Annotated in this window: 22 protein-coding genes; 13 read left to right on the top strand and 9 right to left on the bottom strand. The window is 68.5% G+C overall.

What is annotated here, in order from left to right:
* Positions 1-4 precede the first annotated feature (4 nt).
* Positions 5-607 (bottom strand): TetR/AcrR family transcriptional regulator C-terminal ligand-binding domain-containing protein, encoded by a 603-nt coding sequence (locus ACNUDN_RS08985; protein WP_419125077.1) that lies wholly within the window; start codon positions 605-607, stop codon positions 5-7.
* A gap of 65 nt (positions 608-672) precedes the next feature.
* On the opposite strand from ACNUDN_RS08985, the gene ACNUDN_RS08980 reads away from it, so the two are divergent.
* Positions 673-1,809 (top strand): phosphotransferase family protein, encoded by a 1,137-nt coding sequence (locus ACNUDN_RS08980; protein WP_419121620.1) that lies wholly within the window; start codon positions 673-675, stop codon positions 1,807-1,809.
* A complete protein-coding gene (locus ACNUDN_RS08975) occupies positions 1,809-2,924 on the top strand; it encodes an Rv3169 family protein (protein ID WP_419121619.1) in 1,116 nt (371 codons plus the stop codon). Before ACNUDN_RS08980 ends, ACNUDN_RS08975 begins: the two co-directional genes overlap by 1 nt.
* 20 nt (positions 2,925-2,944) lie before the next feature.
* On the opposite strand, the gene ACNUDN_RS08970 is transcribed toward ACNUDN_RS08975, so the two are convergent.
* The gene (locus tag ACNUDN_RS08970; RefSeq protein WP_419121618.1) at positions 2,945-4,486 is read right to left on the bottom strand and encodes a flavin-containing monooxygenase; all 1,542 of its coding nucleotides are present in this window, start codon (positions 4,484-4,486) and stop codon (positions 2,945-2,947) included.
* 40 nt (positions 4,487-4,526) lie between these two features.
* On the bottom strand, positions 4,527-5,504 hold the full coding sequence (locus ACNUDN_RS08965; RefSeq protein ID WP_419125076.1) for a TIGR03617 family F420-dependent LLM class oxidoreductase: 978 nt from the start codon (positions 5,502-5,504) through the stop codon (positions 4,527-4,529).
* A gap of 124 nt (positions 5,505-5,628) precedes the next feature.
* On the opposite strand from ACNUDN_RS08965, the gene ACNUDN_RS08960 reads away from it, so the two are divergent.
* A complete protein-coding gene (locus tag ACNUDN_RS08960) occupies positions 5,629-6,975 on the top strand; it encodes a flavin monoamine oxidase family protein (protein ID WP_419125075.1) in 1,347 nt (448 codons plus the stop codon).
* Here ACNUDN_RS08960 and ACNUDN_RS08955 read toward each other — a convergent pair.
* Positions 6,948-7,931: an alpha/beta fold hydrolase gene (locus tag ACNUDN_RS08955; protein ID WP_419121617.1), complete on the bottom strand. Its 984-nt coding sequence runs from the start codon at positions 7,929-7,931 to the stop codon at positions 6,948-6,950. The two genes, ACNUDN_RS08960 and ACNUDN_RS08955, sit on opposite strands and share 28 nt — an antisense overlap.
* 122 nt (positions 7,932-8,053) lie before the next feature.
* On the opposite strand from ACNUDN_RS08955, the gene ACNUDN_RS08950 reads away from it, so the two are divergent.
* Both ACNUDN_RS08950 and ACNUDN_RS08945 read left to right on the top strand, forming a co-directional pair.
* Complete coding sequence (locus ACNUDN_RS08950) at positions 8,054-9,028, top strand: NADPH:quinone oxidoreductase family protein (RefSeq protein ID WP_419121616.1); 975 nt, start codon at positions 8,054-8,056, stop codon at positions 9,026-9,028.
* Between the two features lie 86 nt (positions 9,029-9,114).
* The gene (locus tag ACNUDN_RS08945) at positions 9,115-11,895 is read left to right on the top strand and encodes a helix-turn-helix transcriptional regulator (RefSeq protein ID WP_419121615.1); all 2,781 of its coding nucleotides are present in this window, start codon (positions 9,115-9,117) and stop codon (positions 11,893-11,895) included.
* Here the strand turns inward: ACNUDN_RS08945 and ACNUDN_RS08940 are convergent.
* On the bottom strand, positions 11,888-12,670 hold the full coding sequence (locus ACNUDN_RS08940) for a glucose 1-dehydrogenase (RefSeq protein WP_419121614.1): 783 nt from the start codon (positions 12,668-12,670) through the stop codon (positions 11,888-11,890). The genes ACNUDN_RS08945 and ACNUDN_RS08940 overlap by 8 nt on opposite strands.
* Before the next feature lie 185 nt (positions 12,671-12,855).
* On the opposite strand from ACNUDN_RS08940, the gene ACNUDN_RS08935 reads away from it, so the two are divergent.
* On the top strand, positions 12,856-13,656 hold the full coding sequence (locus tag ACNUDN_RS08935; protein WP_419121613.1) for an SDR family NAD(P)-dependent oxidoreductase: 801 nt from the start codon (positions 12,856-12,858) through the stop codon (positions 13,654-13,656).
* 10 nt (positions 13,657-13,666) lie between these two features.
* Here the strand turns inward: ACNUDN_RS08935 and ACNUDN_RS08930 are convergent, their stop codons facing one another.
* Both ACNUDN_RS08930 and ACNUDN_RS08925 read right to left on the bottom strand, forming a co-directional pair.
* Positions 13,667-14,020 carry a Fe-S protein gene (locus tag ACNUDN_RS08930; RefSeq protein WP_419121612.1) on the bottom strand — a complete coding sequence of 118 codons (354 nt, stop codon included), beginning with the start codon at positions 14,018-14,020 and terminating at the stop codon, positions 13,667-13,669.
* 91 nt (positions 14,021-14,111) lie between these two features.
* Positions 14,112-14,651 carry a cysteine hydrolase family protein gene (locus ACNUDN_RS08925; RefSeq protein ID WP_419121611.1) on the bottom strand — a complete coding sequence of 180 codons (540 nt, stop codon included), beginning with the start codon at positions 14,649-14,651 and terminating at the stop codon, positions 14,112-14,114.
* Between the two features lie 129 nt (positions 14,652-14,780).
* On the opposite strand from ACNUDN_RS08925, the gene gabT reads away from it, so the two are divergent.
* Genes gabT through ACNUDN_RS08905 form a run of 4 tightly spaced genes read left to right on the top strand, consistent with a single transcriptional unit; the run spans position 14,781 to position 19,953 of the window.
* Positions 14,781-16,133 carry a 4-aminobutyrate--2-oxoglutarate transaminase gene (gabT, locus tag ACNUDN_RS08920; protein WP_419121610.1) on the top strand — a complete coding sequence of 451 codons (1,353 nt, stop codon included), beginning with the start codon at positions 14,781-14,783 and terminating at the stop codon, positions 16,131-16,133.
* 18 nt (positions 16,134-16,151) lie between these two features.
* A complete protein-coding gene (locus ACNUDN_RS08915; RefSeq protein WP_419121609.1) occupies positions 16,152-17,369 on the top strand; it encodes an acyl-CoA dehydrogenase family protein in 1,218 nt (405 codons plus the stop codon).
* Entirely contained in the window at positions 17,366-18,826 is a 1,461-nt protein-coding gene (locus ACNUDN_RS08910) for an aldehyde dehydrogenase family protein (protein ID WP_419121608.1), read from the top strand. The genes ACNUDN_RS08915 and ACNUDN_RS08910 overlap by 4 nt, the downstream gene beginning before the upstream one ends.
* Positions 18,823-19,953 carry a CaiB/BaiF CoA transferase family protein gene (locus ACNUDN_RS08905; RefSeq protein ID WP_419121607.1) on the top strand — a complete coding sequence of 377 codons (1,131 nt, stop codon included), beginning with the start codon at positions 18,823-18,825 and terminating at the stop codon, positions 19,951-19,953. The genes ACNUDN_RS08910 and ACNUDN_RS08905 overlap by 4 nt, the downstream gene beginning before the upstream one ends.
* Here ACNUDN_RS08905 and ACNUDN_RS08900 read toward each other — a convergent pair.
* Entirely contained in the window at positions 19,889-20,623 is a 735-nt protein-coding gene (locus ACNUDN_RS08900) for a PucR family transcriptional regulator (RefSeq protein ID WP_419121606.1), read from the bottom strand. The two genes, ACNUDN_RS08905 and ACNUDN_RS08900, sit on opposite strands and share 65 nt — an antisense overlap.
* Before the next feature lie 10 nt (positions 20,624-20,633).
* Here ACNUDN_RS08900 and ACNUDN_RS08895 point away from each other — a divergent pair, with 10 nt between their 5' ends.
* The 3 genes from ACNUDN_RS08895 (at position 20,634) to ACNUDN_RS08885 (ending at position 23,166) form a co-directional block, all read left to right on the top strand.
* Positions 20,634-20,870, top strand: a complete 237-nt coding sequence (locus ACNUDN_RS08895; RefSeq protein ID WP_419121605.1) for a hypothetical protein — start codon at positions 20,634-20,636, stop codon at positions 20,868-20,870.
* Between the two features lie 76 nt (positions 20,871-20,946).
* Positions 20,947-21,645, top strand: coding sequence for an Ntn hydrolase family protein (locus ACNUDN_RS08890; protein WP_419121604.1), 699 nt, complete (start codon positions 20,947-20,949; stop codon positions 21,643-21,645).
* A 129-nt stretch (positions 21,646-21,774) separates the two neighbouring features.
* Positions 21,775-23,166 (top strand): wax ester/triacylglycerol synthase family O-acyltransferase, encoded by a 1,392-nt coding sequence (locus ACNUDN_RS08885; protein WP_419121603.1) that lies wholly within the window; start codon positions 21,775-21,777, stop codon positions 23,164-23,166.
* 114 nt (positions 23,167-23,280) lie between these two features.
* On the opposite strand, the gene ACNUDN_RS08880 is transcribed toward ACNUDN_RS08885, so the two are convergent.
* On the bottom strand, positions 23,281-23,943 hold the full coding sequence (locus ACNUDN_RS08880; RefSeq protein WP_419121602.1) for a TetR/AcrR family transcriptional regulator: 663 nt from the start codon (positions 23,941-23,943) through the stop codon (positions 23,281-23,283).
* Positions 23,944-24,034: the final 91 nt, after the last annotated feature.

Here is a 24,034-nt window from a genome sequence, read left to right as displayed (position 1 = left end):
CGGCTCAGGTGACCAGGCCGTGCAGCAGGATGTCGGTGGTGCCGTCGATCCAGGCCGGTCCGGCGAGGTCGTCGGGCGCCTGCAGCAGCGCCAGCAGGGTGGCACCGCCGATCAGGTCGACCAATCGGTCCGGGTTGACGTCCGGACGTACCTCGCCGCGTTCGACGGCTCCCTGCAGCCGGGTGCGCACCGCGGCGAACAGGTCGGTGAAGCGGGCCCCGACCCGTCCGGTGAGATCGGCGTCGGCGGACATGTCGGCGATCAATCCCGGCAGAGCGGCCCGCACCACCGGGCTGGTGAACACGTTGCGCGCCGCCTCGATCATCGCCCGCAGATCGGCGGCGATGTCGCCCGGCGGTGATTCGATCGCCGTGGGCGTGACCGGGAAGGCGGCTTCGTGCACCAGTTCTGCCTTGCTGGACCACCGGCGGTACAACGCCGTCTTGGTCGTCCCGGCACGTTCGGCCACGGCGGCCATCGTGACGTTCGAATAGCCGATTTCGACAAGTAGTTCCGCGGTGGCCTGCAATATGGCAGCGTCAATGCGCGGATCGCGCGGGCGTCCGGCCCCTGGGGTCTTGTCACCCGGCGACAGGTCTGTTTTCATATCGCTACCCACGGTATCGTATTCGAGCAGTGCCACGACCGCGCCGTGGCGGGAAGGACGCATCTGTGACCACCGAACCAGCAGTCGACAATGTCGACCGGCTACAGCGCTCCAGCCGCGACATGTCCAACGTCCCCGCGTTGCTGTCACAGTGGTTGTCCACCGTGCTGCCCGACACGACCCCCGACATCACGGTCCAGAGCGGCATCGACGCCAACGGGATGTCCTCCGAAACGATTCTGTTGCATGGGCGGTGGCAGCAGGGCGGCGAACCGGTGGAGCAGAACTGGGTCGCCAGGGTCGCACCCGCGGAAGCGGACATCCCCGTGTTCGAACACTACCGCCTCGATCACCAGCACGAGGTGATGAGACTGGTCGCCGAGCTGACCGACGTCGCGGTACCGCCGGTGCGCTGGCTCGAACGTACCGGGGACGTGCTCGGCCGGCCATTCTTTCTGATGGACCGGGTGGACGGCATCGTGCCGCCCGACGTCATGCCCTACACGTTCGGCGACAATTGGCTCTACGACGCCACTGCCGAGGAACAGCGCCGGCTGCAGGACAACACCGTCGAGGTGCTGGCCAAGCTTCATTCCATCCCCGACGCCCGGCAGGTCTTCGGATTTCTGCAGGACGTCGACCCCCCCGGGGAGACCGCACTGCACCGCCACTTCGGCTGGCTGAAGAACTGGTACGAGTTCAGCGTTCCCGACATCGGCCGCTCGCCATTGGTGGAGCGCGCGCTGGCCTGGCTGGAGGATCGCTTTCCCGAGGAGGTGGCCGCCACCGAACCCGTTTTGGTGTGGGGCGATTCGCGTATCGGCAACGTCATGTACCAGGACTTCACCCCGGTCGCGGTGCTGGACTGGGAGATGGCCACCGTCGGGCCGCGCGAGTTCGACCTTGCCTGGATCAGCTTCGCGCACATGGTTTTTCAGGAGCTGACCAAGCTTGCCGGACTGCCGGGAATGCCCGACTTCCTGCGCGACGAGGACGTCCGGTCCACCTACCGCGAGCTCACCGGCGTGCAGATCGGTGACCTGACCTGGTTCCACGTGTACTCCGCGGTGGTCTGGTGCTGCGTATTCATGCGCACCGGCGCGCGCCGGGTGCACTTCGGGGAGATCGAGAAACCCGCCGACGTCGAATCGCTGTTCTACCACGCCGCACTGCTGAAACGACTGATCGGAGAGACCGACTGATGCTCGGACCGATGGACGAATACCCGATCCACCAGATACCCCAACCGATCGCCTGGCCAGGGTCCTCGGATCGCAACTTCTACGACCGGTCCTACTACAACGCCCACGACCGCACGGGCGACATCTTCGTCATCACCGGGATCGGCTACTACCCGAACCTCGGCGTCAAAGATGCCTTCCTGCTGGTGCGGCGCGGTGCTACGCAGACGGCGGTACACCTGTCCGACGCCATCGACCAGAACAGGCTCGATCAACACGTGGGCAACTACCGTGTCGAGGTCATCGAGCCGCTGCGCAAGCTCCGTGTCGTGCTCGACGAAACCGAAGGCATCGCAGCAGATCTCACCTGGGAGGGGTTGTTCGACGTCGTCCAGGAGCAGCCGCACATCATGCGACGCGGCACCCGGGTGACCCTCGATGCGCAGCGCTTCGCGCAGGTCGGCACCTGGAGCGGTCGACTGACCGTCGACGGCGAGGACATCACGGTCGATCCGGCGCGCTGGATCGGCACCCGCGACCGCTCCTGGGGCATCCGCCCCATCGGCGAACCCGAACCTGCCGGCCGGCCCGACGACCCGCCTTTCGAGGGCATGTGGTGGCTCTACGTCCCGATGGCGTTCGACGACTTCGGCATCGTCATCATCATCCAGGAGGATCCGCACGGATTCCGCTCACTGAACGACTGCACGCGGATCTGGAAGGACGGACGTGTCGAACAGCTCGGGTGGCCAAGGGTGAAGATCCACTACCGTTCCGGCACCCGGATTCCCACCGGCGCGACCATCGAGGCCACCGGATCCGACGGTGCGCCGCTGCGCTTCGACGTGGAGTCCAAGTTGCCGGTGCCGATCCACGTCGGAGGCGGCTACGGCGGCGACTCGGACTGGGTGCACGGCGTATGGAAAGGTGAGAACTTCACCGAGCGCCTCACCTACGACATGAACGATCCGGCGATCGTCGGGCGCGCCGGCTTCGGTGTGATCGACCACGTGGGCCGCGCGGTGTGCCGCGACACCGACGGCACCGAGCGCGAAGGGTGGGGCCTGTTCGAGCACGGCGCGTTGGGCCGCCACGATCCGTCCGGCTTCGCCGACTGGCTCACCGTCGCACCCTAGGATTCACCGACCGACGGGGCTCACCCACCGACGGGGCGCTCCAGGCTGGTCTCCAGGACGGCCCCATCCGGAAGCTCGCTGCCTCCATACAGTTTCGGCGGCGTACGCCCGAACACCATGGACTCCTCGATCCGGTCGAGCCGGTGGTCGATCGCGTCGAGCACGTAGTTGTGGCGCACGTTCCACGGCCGGTGGGTGCCCGACTTGGGCAGTACATGCGCCGCGCGATGCACGTAGCCCGCGTTGATGTTCCACGCCGGCTTCTCCGGCATCGGGGTCTGCCCCAGATGCGGGTAGGCGTGGGTGTACCCGTGCGCATCCATGTACGCCAACAACTTCGCCACCGCCCGAGCGGTGAGGTCGGCCCGCAGAGTCCAGGATGCGTTGATGTAGCCGACGCACCACGCCATGTTGGGCACGTCCTCGAGCAGATGCTCCTTGTAGACGAAACGGTCGGCAGGCTTGACCTGCTCGCCGTCCACACTGACCACGATCCCGCCCAGCGCCTGCAACTGGATACCGGTGGCCGTGACCAGCACGTCGGCGTCGATCCGCCGGCCCGATTGCAGCACGACGCCGTGGGCGTCGAGGTGATCGATCCGGTCGGTGACCACCTCGGCGCGCCCGGCGGAGATGGCATCGTAGAAGTCGCCGGACAGGATCAGGCACAGGCGCTGGTCCCACGGGTCGTAGCTGGGGTTGAAGTGGGTGTCGACCGGATAGCCAGCCGGTAGATAGTGCTTGGCGACGGCACGGATGGCGCGCCGGCTGAACCGCGGCGCCTTGCGGGCGATCGCGTACACGGCCACGATGAAGAGGACGTTGTAGAGCCAGGCGAGGCGATAGCCGAGCCGCCGCGGCGGGACCTTGCGCAGCAGGTTGACAATCGGATTGATCCGTTGGCCCGACAGCAGATACGTCGGTGAGCGCTGCACCATGGTCACATGGGCCGCCCGCTCGGTCAGTGACGGGATAAGGCTGATCGCAGTGGCGCCGCTGCCGATCACCACGACGTTCTTACCGCTGTAGTCGAGATCCTCGGGCCAGTGCTGCGGATGGACGACCTCGCCGGTGAAGTTCTCCAGCCCCGGGAAGTCCGGACGATAGGGGTGGTCGTAGTCGTAGTAGCCGGTGGCAAAGAACAGGAAACGTGCGCGGTGGACGCGGGATGCGCCGTTCTGCTCGGCCTGCACCGTCCAGGTGTCGGTATTGGAGTCCCAGTTCGCCGACGTCACCCGGGTGTCGAACCGGATGTGCCGGTCGATGCCGTGCTTGTGCGCGGTCTCGGTCAGGTAGGTGCGGATGTCCGCGCCGTCGGCGACGTTCTCGGGGCGCGTCCACGGTTCCCAGGGGAACGACAGCGTGAAAATGTCGCTGTCGGAGCGGATCCCCGGGTAGCGGTGCAGATCCCAGGTGCCACCGATCCGCGATCTGCGCTCCAGGATGGTGTATTTGAGCGCAGGATTGCGCTCCTGGATGCGGTAGGCGGCGCCGATCCCGGAGATGCCCGCGCCGATGATCAGAACGTCGGAGAACTCTGTCTCCGGATAGACCTGGTCCACAGGCAACCTCCTTTGGTCCGCCTACGTACCACCCTAGGACTCAGTCGCTGAGCGCGTCGACGATCTGAGCAAGCGAATCCACGTCGATCGGCCCGGGCTGGTACAGACAGATCCGATCGGAGACGCCGCGCACGCGGTCGCGGATGTGCTCGGCGATCTGCGACGGCGTCCCGCATGCCGCGATGGTGTGCAGCACGTCGTCATCGATCAGCCAGCCCATCTCCTGCCACCGGCCCTGTTTGGACAGCGCGTTGAGCTCGGGTTGCAGATCCCCCCAACCATGCACGTCCAGCACGGGACGGTAGGCCGGTGTCGAACCGTAGAAGGCCAGCAGCCGGCGAGCAGCACTGTGATCGGGATCCTGATCGGCAACCGACACGATGATCTCGGGGACGATCGCCAGATCGGCGCGGCTACGCCCGGCCGCGGCCAGTCCCGCGTCGACATTGGCCAGGGTCACCTCGTGCAGGAAACGACGCGACCCGAACGGCATCACCAGCAGCCCGTCGGCGACCTCGGCCGTCATCGTGGTCAACTTCGGACCCAATGCACCCACGAAGATCGGAATCGGGTCGAAGTGGACGCGGGGACTGAACGTCGGAGTCATCAAGGTGTGCCGGTAGAACTCGCCCCGAAAGTCCAGTCGCTCCCCCGTGCTCCAGGTTCGCAGGATGGCCCGCAACGCGCCGACGAGTTCGCGCATCCGCTCCACGGGACGGTCGAAGTCCGCGCCGAAGCGTTTCTCGATCTGGGTGCGGATCTGGGTGCCCAGACCCAGCGTGAAGCGGCCGCCGGTGAGCACCTGATGATCGACGGCCTGATGCGCGAGGTGAATCGGGTTGCGGGGGAACGCGATCGCGACGTTCGTCATCAGATCCAGTCCGCCGACCCCCGCGGCCAGCGTCAACGGGGTGAACACGTCGTGCGGTCCTTCGAACGTGAAGACCCCACTGGCCCCGGCATCCCGCAGCGCGCGGGCCCGGTCGGCGGCGTCGGTGGGTCCGAACAACGCGGTCATCACCTGCACAACGAGCGAGCCTAATGCCGATCCCGCCCGCCAAACAGCCGCCACACGCAGATTTGCACCCCGAAATCACCAGATATCGGCGAGAAATGGCGAGGATGAAGCCATGGTCGGTGTGATGGTCGATGTCGTGATCGTTGGCGCGGGGTTCGCAGGACTGTCGGCGGCGCGGGAACTGACCCGGCTCGGACACGACGTCCTGGTCGTGGAGGGGCGGGACCGGGTCGGGGGCCGCAGCTACACCGCAACGGTCGGAGGTGTCCCGGTCGATCTCGGGGCCACGTTCGTCGGGCCGACCCAGGACGCGGTGCTGGCCCTGGCTGCGGAGCTGGGCTGCGAGTCGGTGCCGACCTACGGGCGTGGCAAGAACCTGATCCGCTGGCGCGGATCGGTGCGGACCTACCGCAGCACCATTCCTCGGCTGTCGATCATCGAGTTGCTCGACGTGTCCCGTATTCAGTGGCGCTTCGACCGCATCTGCCGCAAGGTGCCCGTCGACCGGCCCTGGACCTCCCCCGCGGCGGCCGACCTCGATGCCGTCTCGCTGGACGGTTGGCTGCGGTCGGTGCACGCCGGCGCGTCCACCCGCGATCTGATGGCCATCATGGCCAGGGTGACCTGGGGCGCCGAACCCGACGGGGTGTCGATGCTGCACGCGGTGCGCTACGTGAAGGCCGCCGGGGGCCTGCACCGGATGCTCGACGTCCAGGGCGGCGCCCAGCAGGACCGGTTCCTGGCCGGAACCCAGCAGATCACCGAGCGCATGGCCGAGGAACTCGGCGATCGCGTCATCCTCGGAGCGCCGGTGCGGCGCATCGCACGTCATGCCGGGAAGACACTGACCGTGAGCACCGATCGCGGCGACCACACCGCTGCGTCGGTGGTGGTCGCGGTGGCTCCCGAGCACCGCGAGGGCATCGAGTTCGATCCGCCCCTGCCCGCCGAATACGGTGAGATGAACCGGCATTGGCCCCAGGGCCATCTGAGCAAGGCCTACGCCGCGTATGAAACCCCGTTCTGGCGGGCCGACGGGCGATCCGGGGAGGCGCTGTCCGACGAGGGGCCGGTCTTCATCACCTTCGATTGCAGCCCCGGCGACGCCGGGCCCGGAGTCCTGCTCGGATTCACCGACGCCCGGACCTTCGACCCGCTGCCGGCGCGACAGCGTCGCGAGGTCGCGCTCGCCGGATTCACCGCCCTGTTCGGCCCGGCGGCCGCGCATCCGCTCGACTATCTCGACCACCGTTGGGGCGCCGAAACATTCGCACCGGGTGGGCCGACCGCGGCGGTACCTCCGGGCGCCTGGACCGCGCACGGTCGGTGGTTGAACGCCCCGATCGACGGGATCTTCTGGGCCGGCACGGAGACCGCCGACAGGTGGACGGGATTCCTCGACGGCGCGGTGCGCTCCGGTCTTCGCGCGGCCGGCGAGGCGCATCAGGAGCTGGTGCGCCGGTCCGGGTAGTCCCCGGCCTCGGTGACCGAGCGGACCAGCCACCGCAGGTGGTCGTTGACCTCGTCGGGCCGCTCCAGGATCGCGCAGTGCCCACCGGACAGTTCGACGAACCGCGCCAGATTGGGCGCGCTCGCTGCGATGCGCCGCGACGACACCATCGGCAGCAGGCGGTCCTTGTTGCTCCCGATCACCAGAGTCGGCACCGTGAGGTTCTTCAGCGCGATGTGGCGCGGACCGAGATGGTCGACCAGGACGCGGGCCCACCCGCCACGGCCCGCCGGCGGGGTCGCGTTGAACAACTCGTAGACGAAGTCGGCGACCGCGGGGTCGGCGTCGCGGCCCACCGCGATCGATGAGACGAACCGTCGGCTGGGCCGGTCGGCGGCCCGTACCAACGGTGCCCCGCCGAACGTCCGTAGCATGCCGCCGGCTGCCCGCACCCTGGCCTCGGCGAAGCGCGGCGGCACCGGCAACAGGTGGACGTTGCGCAGCAGGTCGCCGGTAGTGGTGTTGATCAACGCGACTGCGTCGGCGCGCTGGGCCACGCGGTGCGGCAGCCGCTCCGACCAGGACGAGATCGCGATGCCACCCATCGAGTGGCCGGCGATGACGGCGCGTTCCCCGGGAGCCAGCGTGGCCTCCAGCACAGCATCCAGGTCGCCGGCCAGGTAATCCAGGCTGTACCCGCCGCGACGTGGCGGGATTCCGCTACGGCCGTGGCCCCGGTGGTCGAATGCGATCACCCGGTGATCGCGGGCCAGGTCGGCGATCTGATACGCCCACACCCGCAACGCGCAGGTGATGCCGTGCGCGAGCACGATCGGGTAGCCGTCCTCGGGCCCGAACACCTCGGTGTGCAGCCGCACACCGTCCCGGGAGCGCACCTCGACGATGCGTCCCCGCGGGATCGCCGCAACCGGCGCGAAGCGGTGGCCCGGTCCTCGAGAGTCGGTGCCTCGTGCCATGTGCGCTCCTGGGGTATCGGCGACTTTGCCGGGATAGGTGACTGTACCCGGCGGACACCGGCGGCGGGGTCGCCCGGCGGTGTGGGTTAAATGGTCAGCGGGGAACACCAGAGAGGCCGGGAATGCGGGCGATACAGATAGCCGAACTCACGGGGCCGCAGGCCGCCGAACTCGTCGAGGTCGACGAGCCCACTGCCGACGCGGGCGCGGTGGTGGTGGATGTCCATGCCGCCGGTGTGGCGTTTCCCGACGCGCTGCAATCCCGCGGGCTCTACCAGTACAAGCCGGCAATGCCCTACATTCCCGGTGCCGAGATCGCCGGCGTGGTGCGCAGTGCGCCCGCCGGAGCGCACGTGCAGGCCGGCGACCGGGTGGCCGGTCTGACGATGATGTGCGGCGCGATGGCTGAAGTGGTTGTCCTGCAACCGGAGCGCGTGTTCAAGCTCCCGGACTCGTTGTCCTTCGAGGCCGGGGCGGGCATCCTGTTCAACGATCTGACGGTGCAGTTCGCGTTGCGCACCCGTGGCCGGTTGCAGCCCGGCGACACCGTGCTGGTCCACGGCGCGGCAGGCGGTATCGGGACGTCGACGCTGCGGCTCGCCCCTGCCTTCGGCGCGTCCCGCACCATCGCCGTGGTCAGCACCGAGGAGAAGGCCGCTGTGGCCCGCGCCGCGGGAGCTTCCGACGTCGTGCTTGCCGACGGTTTCAAGGATGCGGTGAAGGAACTCACCGGGGGCCGCGGGGTGGACATCGTGGTCGATCCGGTCGGTGGTGACCGGTTCACCGATTCGCTGCGTTCGCTGGCGCCGGGAGGCCGCCTGTTGGTCGTCGGGTTCACCGGGGGCGAGATCCCGACGGTGAAGGTCAACCGGCTGCTCCTCAACAACGTCGACGTCGTCGGCGTCGGCTGGGGCGCCTGGACCCTGACCCACCCCGGCTACCTGCAGGAACAGTGGGCCGACCTGGAACCTCTGCTGGCGTCGGGGGCGGTGCCGGCGCCCGAGCCGGTGGTGTACCCGATGCACCGGGCCGCCGAGGCGATCGGGTCCCTGGAGGACCGTTCAGCCAGGGGCAAGGTCGTCCTGTCGGTCCGGTAGCAGAAGTGGATTCCGCCGGGTGCGATGACCGCTCCCGGGTTGGCAATGGGCCCGAAGTCATGCACGGGACTTTGCCCGCTGAGATGATGGGCGATGTGTCAGGAGCTGACAGGGGTCCGTTCGATGATCCGCACGTTGCCGGATTCCTGGCCGCCGCGGCATCGCGGCCCCGTGGGCTGGTCATCGAAGGTGAGGCGGGGATCGGCAAGACCACCTTGTGGCTGACCCTGCTGGATCGGGCCCGCGAACTCGGCTTCCGGGTACTCACCGCCCGCATCGGTCAGGCGGAATCGGTGATGGCGTTCGCGGCCCTGGCCGACCTGCTTCGCGACGTCGCAGACGGCCACTTCGAGGCACTGCCGGCATTGCAGCGGCTGGCGCTGGATCGCGTGCTGCTGCGCGCGGGCAGCGACGGCCCGCCGACCGACCAGCGCGTCGTGGCCGCGGCGTTCGGCGCCGTGCTGCACGACCTCGCGACCGAGGCACCGGTGCTGATCGCGATCGACGATGTGCAGTGGTTGGACGCCTCCAGTCGCGCGGCGATCGAGTCCGCCGCCCGTAGGCTGCACGGAGCCTTCGGTGTGCTGGTGACCGAGCGGTGCGCCCCCGGGGCGGGAAGCACCGTCGGCTGGTTGCGGCTCGAAGAACCAGACCGGGTCCGGCGGGTGGGTGTGCCGCCGATGGACACCGGACAGCTGCACGCCCTGATCTCCGAACGACTCGGGCGTACCCTGGCCCGGCCTGCGGTGCTCCGCATCGCCGAAATCTCCGGCGGCAACCCATTCTTCGCCATCGAGCTGGCCCGTGCCGTCGCCGACGGGCCGGCCGCCGGCGAACCGGCGCTGCCCGCCACCCTTGCCGATGTGGTGCGGCGGCGAATCGAGACGCTCGACGATTCGACCCGATCTGTGCTGCTCAGCGTCGCCTGCGTGGGACAGGCCGACGTGCAACTGCTGGCCCGCGCCCACGACGCCACCACCGAAGCGGTGACCGAACGGCTCGAGCAGGCGCGGGCGACCGGCATCATCACCCTCGGCGGGAATCAGGTGCGCTTCACCCACCCCCTGCTCGCCAACGGGGTGTACACCGAAGCCGGGCCCACCGCACGACGCGCCGCGCACCGCGCGATGGCGGCGGTGGAATCCGAACCCGAACGCAGAGCCCGCCACCTGGCGTTGGCTTCGGCGAGCGGAGACGACGAGCTCTTCGCCGCCCTCGACCAGGCCGCCGATGCGGCCCGCGCCCGGGGCGCGCCGGCGGCGGCCGCGGAACTGGTGGACCTGGCGATCGGTCTGGGCGCCGACAGTCCGCTGCACCGCATGAAGTCCGCGGAGAACCATTTCTTGGCGGGCGACACCGCCAAAGCCGGCGCAGTGCTCGGACGGGTCGGCGCGATCGAGCCACCCGTGCTGCGCGCGCTGGCGTCGACCCTGCTGGCAACGGTGCGGATGTATGAGAACCGGCACCAGGAAGCGATCGCACTGCTGCGCAGCGCGCTCGACGACGGGGCCGGCAACATCCCGGTCCTGGTTCAGGTGCTACTGCGACTGTCGTTCGCACTCAACAGCCACGGTGAACTCGACGACGCCCGCCGGCACGTCCGCGACGCGGTCAAACTGGCCGAGGAGCTCGGGATACCCGGCATCATCAGTGCCGCGCTGGCCTGGTCGGTGTACGTCAGGTTCCAGTGCGACCAAGGGCTCGACGAGGTCGCCCTCGGCCGCGCGATGGACCTCTACGACAACACCCTCGATGTGCCGATCATCTTCCGGGCACCGTTCGTGCACGCGCTGGCGATGTCATGGACCGGACAGCTCCAACAGGCGCATCGGGAGCTCACCGAATTGCGGAAGGTGTGCCTTGAACGCGGCGCCGAGAGCGACCTGATGACGGTCGCCGGTTTCCTGGCCATCAACCACCTGTGGCGGGGCCGGATCCCCGAGGCCGAGGCCGAGGCCTCCGAAGCCGTCGAGCGTGCCGAACAACTCGGCGGTGACGATGTTCTCATCATTCCGTTGACCATCCGCGGCACACTGGCCGCCTATACCGGCCGGGTGGACCAGGCCCGTGCGGACGCCGGCTGGGTTCTCACTGCCGTGCGGAACCGTCAGACCTCCCACATCGCCGACTGGCCCGGGATGACGCTGTGCTTCCTGGAGGAGTCGCTGGGAAATCATCGGGCGGCCTTGGAGGCGTTGGACGTGTCGTTCCTGGATTCCGGGCGGACGCCGACCACCGAGATGATGTACGCATGGCATCTGCCCGACGTCATCGAGGCGATGGTCGGGGTCGGACGACTCGACGACGCCGACGTGCTCGCGGCAGCGCTGGAGCGCAACGGGGCCGAGCGGGCAAGGGCCTGGATGAAGGCGGTGGGGGCACGCTGCCGCGCTGTGCTGGAGGCCGCGCGCGGTGACGTCGTCGCGGCTGAACGGACGGCGCACCGCGCGATGGCCGAACACGATCTCCTTCCGATGCCGTTCGAACGTGCCAGGACCCAGCTGTTGCTCGGGCAGCTCCAGCGCAGGTTGCGTCAGAAAAGCTCGGCGGCAAGGAATTTGACGGAAGCGCTGCAGACGTTCGAGCATCTGGGAACACCACTGTGGGCGCGGCGGGCCCACGCCGAGCTGTCACGCGCCGCGGTGGCGCCCTCTGACGGGCTGAGCCGGTTGACGCCGTCGGAGCAGCGGGTTGCCGAGATGGCGGCCGCCGGCGCGACCAACAAGGACATCGCGGCGGCGATGTTCATCAGCGCCAGAACCGTCGAGCACAACCTGACCAGGATCTATCGCAAGCTCGGGATCGGCTCACGTGCCGAACTGCGTGGCCGGATCGACCCGGCCGACGGATCCGGCGAGGCTAGGTGATCCACTCCGGCTGCCGGTCCACGTCGACGGCCGAGAAGTCCTTGTGCGCCAGACCGGCCAGGGTTCCACCGTCGACCACGAACTCCGCACCGGTCGAATAGCTCGACTCGTCGCCGGCCAGGTAGACGACCAGGTTGCTGACCTCGTGCGGTTGGGCGATCCGGCCCAGTGCCGACTGGAAGATGTCTTCGGGGACCCAGTCGGCCATCGGCGTCTTCACCAGCCCTGGATGCACCGAGTTCACCCGAATCCCGAACGGCCCCAGCTCAAGAGCCGTGGATTTGGTGAGGCCGCGCACGGCGAACTTGCTGGCGGTGTAACCATGGCAGGCCACGGTGCCGGCCATACCTTCGATCGAGGACACGTTGATGATGGATCCGCTGCCTGCGGCCTTCATGGTCGGGGCGACCGCTCGGATACCGAGGAAGACACCGGTGAGGTTGATGTCGAGGATGCGGTGCCATTCGGAGAGCTCGTAATCCTCGATGGTGCCGATGTTCAGAATTCCGGCGTTGTTGACCAGGATGTCGAGGCCACCGAACTCGGCGACGGCCAGGTTCACCGCAGCCTCCCACTGCTCGGGGCGGGTGACGTCGAGATGCACGTAGCGTGCGACGTCGCCCAGTTCGGCGGCGACCACTTCACCGTCGGCGTCCAGGATGTCGCCGCACACCACCCTCGCCCCGTGGGCGGCCAGCACGCGAGCGTGCGAGGCGCCCATCCCCCGGGCGCCGCCGCTGATGAGTGCGACCTTTCCGGCCAGCCGTCCGGTCATGAATCCTCCTGCGTGGATCGCTGTTTGGAGCACATCGCGGTCCAGGCCGGGCTGCGACGGGACACCAGCGCACCATACGCGCCCCGGACTGTGGATGGTCAGGTTTTCCAGACTCCGGGACGCTGCGCCACCCGCCGCACCGCGATCACCGACGGTCCCGTTGCCCGGTGCGCCATACTGTGCCGATGCGTCATCGACTGCACGGCAAGGGAATCCTGGTGACGGGCGCGGCGTCAGGTATCGGGGCGGCGACCGTGTGTCGGTTGCTCGACGAAGGCGCGTCGGTCATCGGCTGCGATCTGGCGCCCGAACCGCCGGCCGCCCCCACCGGTGACGTCGGCCATGTCGGAGGCGACATCCGGGATCCGGCGACCGTCGAGCGGGCGGTCGCCGCGGTGGTGCGGGCTGCGGGCCGACTCGACGGCGTGGTCCATTCGGCCGGAGTGGGCGGCGGCGGACCCATCCATCTGCTGCCGGACCAGGAATGGGACCGCGTCCTCGACGTCAATCTCAAGGGCACCTTCGTGGTGCTGCGGGCCGCGCTGGCCCAGATGATGGCCCAGGACCGCATCGACGGTGAACGGGGTGCGATCGTGACGCTGTCGAGCATCGAGGGTTTGGAGGGCACGGCGGGCGGCAGCGCGTACAACGCCTCCAAGGGCGGTGTGGTGCTGCTGACCAAAAACGCCGCAATCGACTACGGTCCCAGCGGCATTCGGGTCAACGCCATCTGCCCGGGCTTCATCGAGACACCGTTGTTCGACTCGGTGATGGGCCTCGCGGGGATGGAGGGTCCGCGGGAGGGGCTGCGCCACGAGCACAAGCTGCGTCGCTTCGGCCGGCCCGCCGAGGTCGCCGCGGTCGCCGCATTCCTGGTGTCCACCGACGCAAGCTTCGTCAGTGGACAGGCGATCGCGGTCGACGGCGGCTACACCGCAGGCCGCGACCATCACGTCACGGAGTTGATGGGCCTGGGCGAGCAGTGACCGCTCGCGGTCACCACACCACCGCGATGGCCGCCGCCAGCAATGAGAGCGCCCCGACGGAGTAGAACAGCGGACGTGGCACCGCTTCTCCGGTGCGCCGTTGGCGCGCACTGCCCATACCGAGCAGCGCGCCCAGGATCACCAGGATCACCAACTTGATGCCGATCTTCGGGTAGTTCAGGTCGATCCCGGCAGGCCACGGCGCGGCCAGCGCCAAGCCGGTGAGCAGCGAGACCAGCAGGCCGTAGTCCATCAGCCGGGTGGTCCGGAAGCGGCCGGCAGCCGCTTCGGCCGCCCAGGCTCCGAAGGTGACGGCGAAGCCGACGATATGCAGCAAAACAACTACAGAACGTAGTACTTCCATGCGGTGAGGCTACCGCAGCCGTCCACCGGTCACCGCAGGAATCGCCGGGAGCGGCGCGTGGAGATACCCCCGCCGCACCGGAATCAGGCGCTCACGACAGACATTCGGCCGCGGTGGACAGTTCGGCCTTCATGTTGCGGCCCATCATCTCCAGCGCCGCCTCCCCGAGCTTGGGATCGATGTGTGCGACGGCGTCGGGCGGGACCACCATCTCGTAGTGCCGGACGTACCCGTCCAGAGCGGTGTAGAGGATGCACTGCTCGGTGACCTGGCCGGCCAGGATGATCCGGCGCGCGCCCAGGCGGCTCAACAGGTAGTCCAACGGGGTCGCATAGAACGCGCTGTGACGCACCTTGGTGAGGAAGCGGCTGCCCGGGGCGGGAACCACGGGACGGACCAGTTCGGGCCGGGCCCCCTGCAGTGCCGCCTCCACGATGCCGGCATGGGTGGCGGTGAAGTCGCCGTAGTTGTCGTTGACGTAGATCAGGTCGACGTCCTCGCGATCGGTGGCCCGCGCGACCAACTCGGCGACCGGCCGCACGACCGGAACCACGCTGTCGGCGAGTTGCTCGGCGTCGGGGTGTGTGTAGGTGTTGAACATGTCGATCACCAGAAGCGCGGTTTCACTCATGGACGTACTGATAACCGCAACGTGCGGAGTTAATCCAGGCGACAATGGCGCCGTCCTGTACAACCTGAGGGGTCGGCATTGTCCAGCGCGGATACATACCGGGCCGCGCCGTCTTCCTACGCTTGCCGCATGACAACCTCCCTGCTCGGCGGGCCCACCCTGCCGCAGCTGCGCACCGTGCGTACCGAGATCCCCGGCCCGCGCTCCGTCGAACTCGCACGCCGCCGCACTGCTGCGCTGCCCGCCGGGCTGACCAGCGCTGCCGGTGTCTACGTCGCCGCGGCCGGCGGCGGCGTGGTCGTCGACGTGGACGGCAACTCCTTCATCGATCTCGGGAGCGGCATCGCCGTCACCACGGTCGGCAACTCGGCCCCGGCGGTGGTCCAGAGGGCGGCCGCACAGCTGGCCGACTACACCCACACCTGTTTCCTGGCCACCCCCTACGCGCCCTACATCGAGGTCGCCGAAGCCCTGAATCGGCGAACCCCCGGCCGCGACGACAAACGCACCGCGCTGTTCAACACCGGCAGCGAGGCGGTCGAGAACGCCGTGAAATACGCCCGCGCCGCGACCGGGCGGCCCGCGGTCGTGGCATTCGACCACGCCTTCCACGGCCGTTCACTGCTCACGATGACGATGACGGCGAAGAACCGCCCGTACAAGCACGGCTTCGGGCCGTTCGCCCCCGAGGTGTACCGCGCCCCGATGGCCTATCCGTTCCGGTGGCCGTCGGGCCCGCAGAACTGTGCGGCCGAGGCGATGCACCACTTCGCCCAGCTCGTCGACGCCCAGATCGGCGCGGACTCGGTGGCCTGTGTGGTGGTCGAGCCGATCCAGGGCGAAGGCGGATTCATCGTGCCTGCGCACGGGTTCCTGCAATCGGTCGCCGATTTCTGCCGCGAGCGTGGCATTCTGCTCGTCGCCGACGAGGTACAGACGGGCATCGCCCGCACCGGCGCCTGGTTCGCCAGCGAACACGAGGGCCTGGTGCCCGACCTGGTCACCACCGCCAAGGGGCTGGCCGGTGGACTGCCGCTGGCCGCAGTCACCGGGCGCGCGGATGTCATGGACGCCGCGCCCCCGGGCGGGATCGGCGGAACCTACAGCGGCAACCCGGTCGCCTGCGCGGCCGCGCTGGGAGTGATCGAGGAGATCGAGAACGGCCGGCTCATCGAGCGTGCCCGTACCCTCGGCGAGATGATGACCGCCGCGCTGGGCTCGGTCGCGGCCACCTCCGGTGTGGTCGGCGAGGTCCGCGGCCGCGGTGCGATGATCGCCGCCGAACTCGTCATGCCGGGTACCCGGGAACCGAACCCTGACGCGGTCGCCGCGATCACCCGCTACTGTCACCGCAACGGTGTGTTGACCCTGACCGCGGGAACGTACGGCAACGTGCTGCGCTTCCTGCCGCCGCTGTCCATAGCCGACGAACTGCTCACCGAAGCGTTCGACGTCGTCCGCGACGCATTCGCGTCGCTGTAACCACGAGGAGTTGACCCGATGACCACCACCGCAGCGGCGCCCAAGAAAACCGTCTACGCGCCCTTGGAACTCTTCGACACCGCACGGTTGCTCGACGACGACGAACGTGAGATCGCCGCCACCGTGCGCAGATTCGTGGACTCGGAGCTGAAACCCAACATCGAGCATTGGTTCGAGTCAGCAACTCTGCCAAGGGAACTGGGCAAACGTTTCGGCGAGCTCGGCCTGCTCGGCATGCACCTGCAGGGCTACGGATGCGCGGGCACGAACGCCGTCAGTTACGGGTTGGCCTGCCTGGAACTCGAGGCCGGTGACACCGGCTTCCGCAGCTTCGTTTCGGTGCAGGGATCCCTGTCGATGTACTCGATCTACCGCTACGGCTCCGAGGAGCAAAAAGACGAGTGGCTGCCCCGGCTGGCGGCCGGTGAGGCCATCGGTTGCTTCGGCCTGACCGAACCCGACTTCGGATCCAACCCGGCCGGTATGCGCACCCGCGCGAAACGCTCCGGAACCGGTGAGAACGCGGACTGGGTGCTCAACGGCACCAAGATGTGGATCACCAACGGCAACCTGGCCGACGTGGCGACGGTGTGGGCACAGACCGGCGAAGGTCCCGGCGATATCCGGGGATTCCTGGTCCCCACCGACACACCGGGATTCACCGCCAACGCGATCCACCGCAAGCTCTCGCTGCGCGCCTCGGTGACCTCCGAGCTGGTCCTCGACAACGTGCGACTGCCCGCGTCGGCCCAGCTTCCGAAGGCCGTCGGGTTGGGCGCACCGCTGTCGTGCCTCAACGAGGCGCGCTTCGGCATCGTCTTCGGGGCGCTCGGCGCCGCCCGCGACAGCCTGGAGACCACGATCGCCTACACCCAGACCCGCGAAGTGTTCGACAAACCGTTGGCCGCCTACCAGCTGACCCAGCAGAAGCTCGCCGACATGACCGTCGAGCTCGGCAAGGGCATGCTGTTGGCAATCCATTTGGGCCGTATCAAGGATGCCGACGGTGTGCGGCCCGAGCAGATCAGCCTCGGCAAACTCAACAACGTGCGCGAGGCCATCGCGATCGCCCGCGAATGCCGCACCCTATTGGGTGGCAGCGGCATCACGCTGGAGTATTCGCCGCTGCGCCATGCCAACAATCTGGAATCGGTGCTCACCTACGAGGGCACCTCGGAGATGCATCTGCTGTCCATCGGCAAGGCGTTGACCGGCCACGCGGCGTTCCGCGCATGACGGCGCCGATTCGACACCTGATCGAAGGCCGATGGATCGACGGCGGCGGCGAGACGCTGGTCAGCGTGAACCCGGCCCGTCCGCACGCAGTGGTCGCCGAAGGTCCCGGCGCCCGTGCCACAGATGTCGGCCACGCGGTCGCGGCCGCAGCCGCGGCTGCCTCGGCCTGGGCGGCCACCCCCGTGCACCAGCGCGGCGCGGTGCTGCTGGCCGCGGCGGAGGTGGTGGAACGCCACGCCGACCGGTGGGGGCTGGAATTGGCCACCGAGGAAGGTAAGACGCGCGCCGAGGCTGTCGGAGAGGTACGCCGGGCCGCACAGATCCTGCGCTACTTCGGCAACGAGGGTGACCGCCGCTCGGGCGAGATCTACGCCTCACCGCGGGCCGGTGAACAGATCCTGGTCACCCGCAAGCCGCTCGGTGTCGTCGGCGTCATCACCCCGTTCAATTTCCCCATCGCGATCCCGGCGTGGAAGATCGCGCCGGCTCTGGTCTACGGCAACACCGTGGTCTGGAAGCCCGCGAGTTCGGTTCCACTGCTGGCGATCCGGCTCGCCGAGGCGCTGACCGGGGCCGGTTTGCCGCCCGGTGTGCTCAATCTGCTGATCGGCGGCTCCGACATCGGCGACACACTGGTCGGTCATGCCGGCGTCGACGGCATCACGTTCACCGGTTCCACCGCCGTGGGCCGCCGGATCGCGTCCGCGGCCGCCGCTCGGGGGGTGCCCGCCCAGGCCGAGATGGGCGGCAAGAACGCCGCGGTGGTCCTCGACGACGCCGACATCGATCTCGCGGTCGAGCAGGTGCTGCTGGGGGCGTTTCGCTCGACCGGTCAAAAGTGCACGGCCACTTCACGATTGATCGTCACGGCGGGGATAGCCGACGCGTTCCGGGAGGCGCTGGTGGCACGGGCACGTGCCCTGCAGGTGGGCGACCCCGTCGACGATGCGACCCAGATGGGTCCGGTGATCAGCGATGCGGCGCAGCGCTCGATCACCGCGGGCGTCGATGCAGCGCAGCGGCAGGGGGCGACGGTACTCACCGGGGGTCAGCCGTACAGCGAGGGCCTCTGCGCCGCGGGCTATTTCGTCGCTCCGACCATCGTCGAGCTCGACGAGACGCCGGTGGACGTGTGGACCGAGGAGTTGTTCGGTCCGGTGCTGGCACTGCGAACCGCCGGCGACGCCGACGAGGCGTTCGCCCTGGCCGATGACAGTGAATTCGGATTGTCCGCTGCGGTGTTCACCCAGGATGTGACCCGGATGCTGCAGGCCGTGGAGCGGATCGACGTCGGGGTTCTGCACATCAACTCCGAATCGGCGGGCGCCGATCCGCACGTGCCGTTCGGCGGGGCGAAGAAGAGCGGACTGGGGCCCAAGGAGCAGGGTGGCGCCGCACGCGAGTTCTACACCCACACCACCACCGTGTATCTGCGTGGCGGGCAGGCGGGTGCGTGACGGGCGCACTGGACGGCATCGTCGTCATCGATTTCAGCCGGGTACTGGCCGGCCCCTATGCCACGATGCTGCTGGGAGACTTCGGAGCCGAGGTCGTCAAGGTCGAGCGGCCGGGCACCGGCGATGACACCCGACACTGGGGGCCGCCCTACGATGACGCGGGCACGGCCACCTACTTCAACGCCGTCAACCGCAACAAGCGCTCGGTGGCCCTCGACCTCTCGGATCCCGACGGGCAGCGGCGGGCCCGCGAGTTGGTCGCCGGTGCGGACATCGTCGTGGAGAACTTCCGTCCCGGCACGATGGAACGACTCGGACTCGGCTACGACGACCTGTGCACCGTACGCCCTGACCTGATCTACTGCGCCATCACCGGTTTCGGCCGCGGCGGCGGGGCTGCGCTGCCCGGCTATGACCTACTGGTTCAGGCGGTCGGCGGTCTGATGAGTGTGACCGGTACCGGGCCCGGCCACCCCACCAAGGTCGGGGTGGCTGTCGTCGACGTACTCGCGGGCCTGCATGCACTCAGCGGCATCCTGGCCGCGCTGGCCCACCGGGACCGTACCGGTCAGGGCCAGCGGGTCGACACCGATCTGCTTTCGGTGCTGCTGTCCTCACTGGTCAACCAGGCCTCGGGATACCTGGGCGCCGGTGTGGTGCCCGGCCCGATGGGCAACCGGCATCCCAGCATCGCGCCCTATCAGACCTTCGAGACCGCCGACCGCCCCATCGCGGTCGCGGTCGGTAACGACAAGCAGTTCCGGGCGTTCAGCGCCGCGATCGGACGTCCCGAGCTCGGCGGCGACGAACGGTTCACCACCAACCCCGCCCGGGTGGCGAACCGGGAGGTACTGTGCGCCTTGATCGAACCGGCGCTCACGGCGCACGGCGCCGACCACTGGTATCAGGCATTGACCTCGGTGGGGGTACCCGCGGGTCCGATCAACGATCTGTCCGAGGCGTTCGCCTTTGCGCGCAGCCTGGGCATCACTGCGACCGTGGAGGTGCCGGGAAGCCCCGCGCCGCAGGTGGCCAACCCGATCACCATGTCGGTCACCCCGGTCAGCTATCGCGGCGGTCCGCCTCCGCTGGGAGACGCCGGCCCGACAGCAGCTGCCGCGCCTTGACCGCCAACCACAGTCTGGTTCGCGAATCCGCCGAGTTCAGGTCGTCGTCGAGCAGTTCGCGGATGCGCTGCACCCGATGACGCATGGTGTGCCGGTGGATCCCCAGATCGGTGGCCGCGGCTTCCACCTGCCCGCTGCGCCGCAGGTATGTCGCCAGCGTCGTGACGAGGTCGTCGTCGCCGGCGCCCAGCGGATCCAGTTCGCTTGCCAGCACCCCCAACTCGTGCGGGTCCCGACGGTCGAGCAGCAGGCTGAGCGCCCCGAGGTCGTCGAAGTCCGTCAGGTCCGCATCGCTGGACTGGGCGGCTGTGCGGGCCTGCCGCAACCCGGTCGCGATGCCGGGACCCCGCACCACCCGGCTCACTCCCCCGCCGGCCGCCATTCCGGATTGCTCGATCGCCATCCGGATCCGCTGCCGGCTTCCCGCCGCGGGCAGCACGATCACGATCTCGGCGCCTGCGGAGGTCATCAGGAAGGGACCTGTCTCGGTGAGCGTGCGGCCCAGCCGTTGCTCGGCGGCCAGCACCGGGCCGGACCCGTTGAGCACCACCACGACGACGTCGCCGCCGGGTTCCAGGCCGAAGTAACGCAGTACCCCGCCGTCGACGGTGTCGTTTCCGGCGAGCAGCTGCCGGGTCACCGCCGAGCGCAGGCGCTGTTCGGCGTCCACCACGCGCGCGGTGCGCGCCGCCGACGGCCGAGCGGTTCTACGACACGGCCGCTCGCGCGCGGTCCGCCTGCGCGAACTGCCGATCGAGGACCGCCCCGCGGTTCTGCGGGCATATGCGAGTCAGCGCGCGTTTTCACGCTCTCCGGCGTACGTCGCGCGGAACTACTTCGGCGTCGACCCGACCGCGGGTTGCGAGGACTTCACACCTCTCGCGCCGCGCTACCCGGTGTTCCTGGTCGAACCCTGACACCTCGCCCACCCAGGTGTCGGCCCGTGCTCGATCGTTTAGGCACCACCCGGGCGAGCATGAGACCATCGCGCAGGTGACCGTTGTATTGGCCTTGCGCTGCGCCGACGGGTTGGTACTCGCGGCTGACTCGCAGATCACCGAACCCGACCGGGGGCTGAGCTATCCGGCCCAGAAACTGCACGCCCTGGGCAAACATGCCGCCTGGGCGGGCAGCGGCTCCCGTGCCGTCCTGCACGATCTGGAGCAGATGTTCGAGGCCCAGCCCGAGACGATCGTGGAAGCCAGCGACGTGGGACGGGCACTGCAGACCCGGGTGGTGCCGGTACTCGAACATCACTACGAGAACTTCATCGAAAAGGTCCCGGGGCAGGATGCAAGCGGATCCACCCCCGCGACCTATCTGCTCGCCGCCGGCTACTCCGACGGCAGGCCGTTCATCGTCGACGTCGACCCGCACGGCCTGATCGGCCACTACGAAGACATCGGTTTTCAGGCCATCGGCAGCGGAGCGCCGATGGCGCAGCAGGCGCGTGCACTGCTGTCGAACTTCCGGATGAACGAACGCCCGGTGGCCTACGGCGTCATCGCAGCCCTGCGGGTGCTCTATGCCCTCGACGAGACCTCGCCGACGGTCGGTGGACCGATGGATGTCTGCCGAATCACCCCCGAGGGCGCCGAGCACCTCACCCCGGACGACATCGAGAAGGCATGCGCAGAGGTTCGGCGCTGGCGGGAGCTGGAGCGCGAAACCCTCGACCGGCTGTTCGACTGACCGCGCCCACCCACCGGTCGCGGTCGAGTCACGTCCCCGGCGCAGTGGAATCCCCGGTATTCACCTGCGCTCGCGCGCCCTCGGGTGCACACTCGCCACAGCGGGGGGCTGAGGTGGAGGTGCGCCCCGATGAGCACAGCGATCGCTCCGCTGGACCTGGGTTGGTTACTGATGGAGTCGCCCGGTGGCACGACGCACGTCGGAGCGATGCTGCTGTTCAAAAAGCCCCCCGGCCGCGGGTCGCCGGTGCCGGCGATCGTCGAGGCGTACCGCGGCTGCCAACCCGTGCCCCCGTTCAACTACGTGCCCGAACTCCTCGGCGCGGCCGCACCGCACTTCCGGCAGGCCGATAGCTGGGACCCGCACTATCACGTGCAGTACCTCGCCCTGCCGAGCCGCAGTTCCTACGAGGACCTGCTGCGGCTCGTCGCGGACCTGCACGAGCCGATGCTGGATCGTCACCGGCCGTTGTTCCGGTGCTGGGTCATCGACGGGGTTCCGGGCGGCAGATTCGCGATCTACACCAAGACCCACCACAGCATCATCGACGGCGTGTCCGGTCTGCGGAAGTTGTACGAGGGGTTGAGCCGGTCCGACGAACCCGGCGTTCCGACACCGGCATTCGCGCTGCCGCAGCCGCTACGGGAGCCCTCGGCGTCGCCACCGGTGCTGCACCGGATCAGCGATGCGATTCACGGCGCCGTCACCCAGGTCGGTGCCCTCAATCAGATCTCGCTGGGCGCACTACGCAAGGCGCTCAGCGCGATGTTCGGATCGCAGGTGGAGGGAAGTCTGCCTTTTGTCGCCGGGCACGCCCCCACGAACGCGCCGCCGCGCCAAGCCCGCGGCTTCGCCACCCTGTCACTGCCCCTGCCGGAGATGCATCGGATCGGCCATCGGCATGGTGCCACGCTCAACGACGTCGCGGCTGCCCTCATCGACCACGGTCTGCACGCCTACCTGCGGGACAACGGCCAGGCGTATCCCCACGAGTTGGTCGCGATGTGTCCGGTGTCGCTGCGCGACGACGGCGACGACGCCGTGGGGACCCGTGTCTCGGCGATGTTTGTGCGACTCGGCCCGCCGGAGGCGCCGGTGGCCGAGCGCCTGCGCACGGTGGCCCATTCGGTCGCCACGGCCAAGGCGGAACTCGGCGCCATGTCGGCCGATGCGGCGATGACCTACGCCGTCGCACTCATCGCCCTCGCCGGCGCGGGCGCATCGACCCACCTCGACCGCGTGGGCCACCCGGCCTGCAACTTGGTGATTTCGAACGTCCCCGGCGACACCCGGGCGCACTACCTCAACGGGGCGAAACTGACCGGCATTTTCCCGGTGTCGGCGCTGGCGGCCTCCATCGGACTGAACGTGACGCTCAGCTCCTACTGCGACCACATGGATTTCGGGTTTGTCGCCAACACCGCCGCGATCAGCGACGTCGGCGCGCTCGCCGAGCACACCCGGAAGGCTTACGCGCAGTTGATGGTTGGGACCGTGCCTGCTCTGAACGGACTGGCCTGAGACGAGCGACGCCCGCAGCGGTGGTGCGAGTCACCGGATCAGACCGCTTCGGAATGTCCTGACCCGGTAATCAGCTCGGAGCACTGACGCGCGGGCGGCGACGCCGACGTCGAGTCACCTGTCGCCGTCGGCATTGCCGGACTTCGGCGAGGCGATCTGACGCTCGACCGCACCGGTGATGTCCGATGTCGTGACCACGAGCGCGGTCGCGAACTCGATGAGCTGAGATCGGCTGACCTCGACCTGCTTTCGATACCACTGTGCAGCCAGCTCGAGTAGACCGCTGCTGACGGTGAGTGCCGTCAGCGTCACCGTGTCGTCCGTTCCGGCGCGCTCGCCCAGAAGCTGGCGGATCTGTCCGACCATGATGCGGGTGAGGACGTCGGTTACCTCCTGGCGGCGTGGCGCGAGGGCTTCGGCCGTCTGCAGTTCGACCAGTAGCCGCTGCCGCCTGGGATCCTCGTCGAGGAAGCCGAACGCGAACTCCAGGATGGTCCTGGCACGCGCTTCGAGCTCGAGAGGCGCGTCCGAGAGGGTGGCCATGATGCCGCTGAGCGCGAGGGTGAACTGATCGTCGAAGGCGGCGAGCAACAACTCCTGGCAGTCGCGGAAGCTCTCGTAGAAGTACCGGTCGTTGAGCCGGGCCCGCCCGCTGATGGCCCGTACACGCAGGTTCCGGACCCCGTCCTCGGCGATGGCATCAAGAGCCGCCTGGATGAGCTGATGTCGGCGTAGCTCGCGCCGCTGATCAGCGGTGAGGCCGCGGTGAATTGCCATCGAAGGGTTGTACACCTCCCGGTTCCGGTGCGGGGGCTTGCGGCGCCACCCAAGTTTGGTGAAGAGTGTCACCTACATTTGTGGTGAAGTG

The sequence above is a fragment of the Mycobacterium sp. smrl_JER01 genome, from assembly GCF_048513595.2.
Lineage (GTDB): Bacteria > Actinomycetota > Actinomycetes > Mycobacteriales > Mycobacteriaceae > Mycobacterium.
This window is presented reverse-complemented; position numbering and strand designations above follow the sequence as displayed.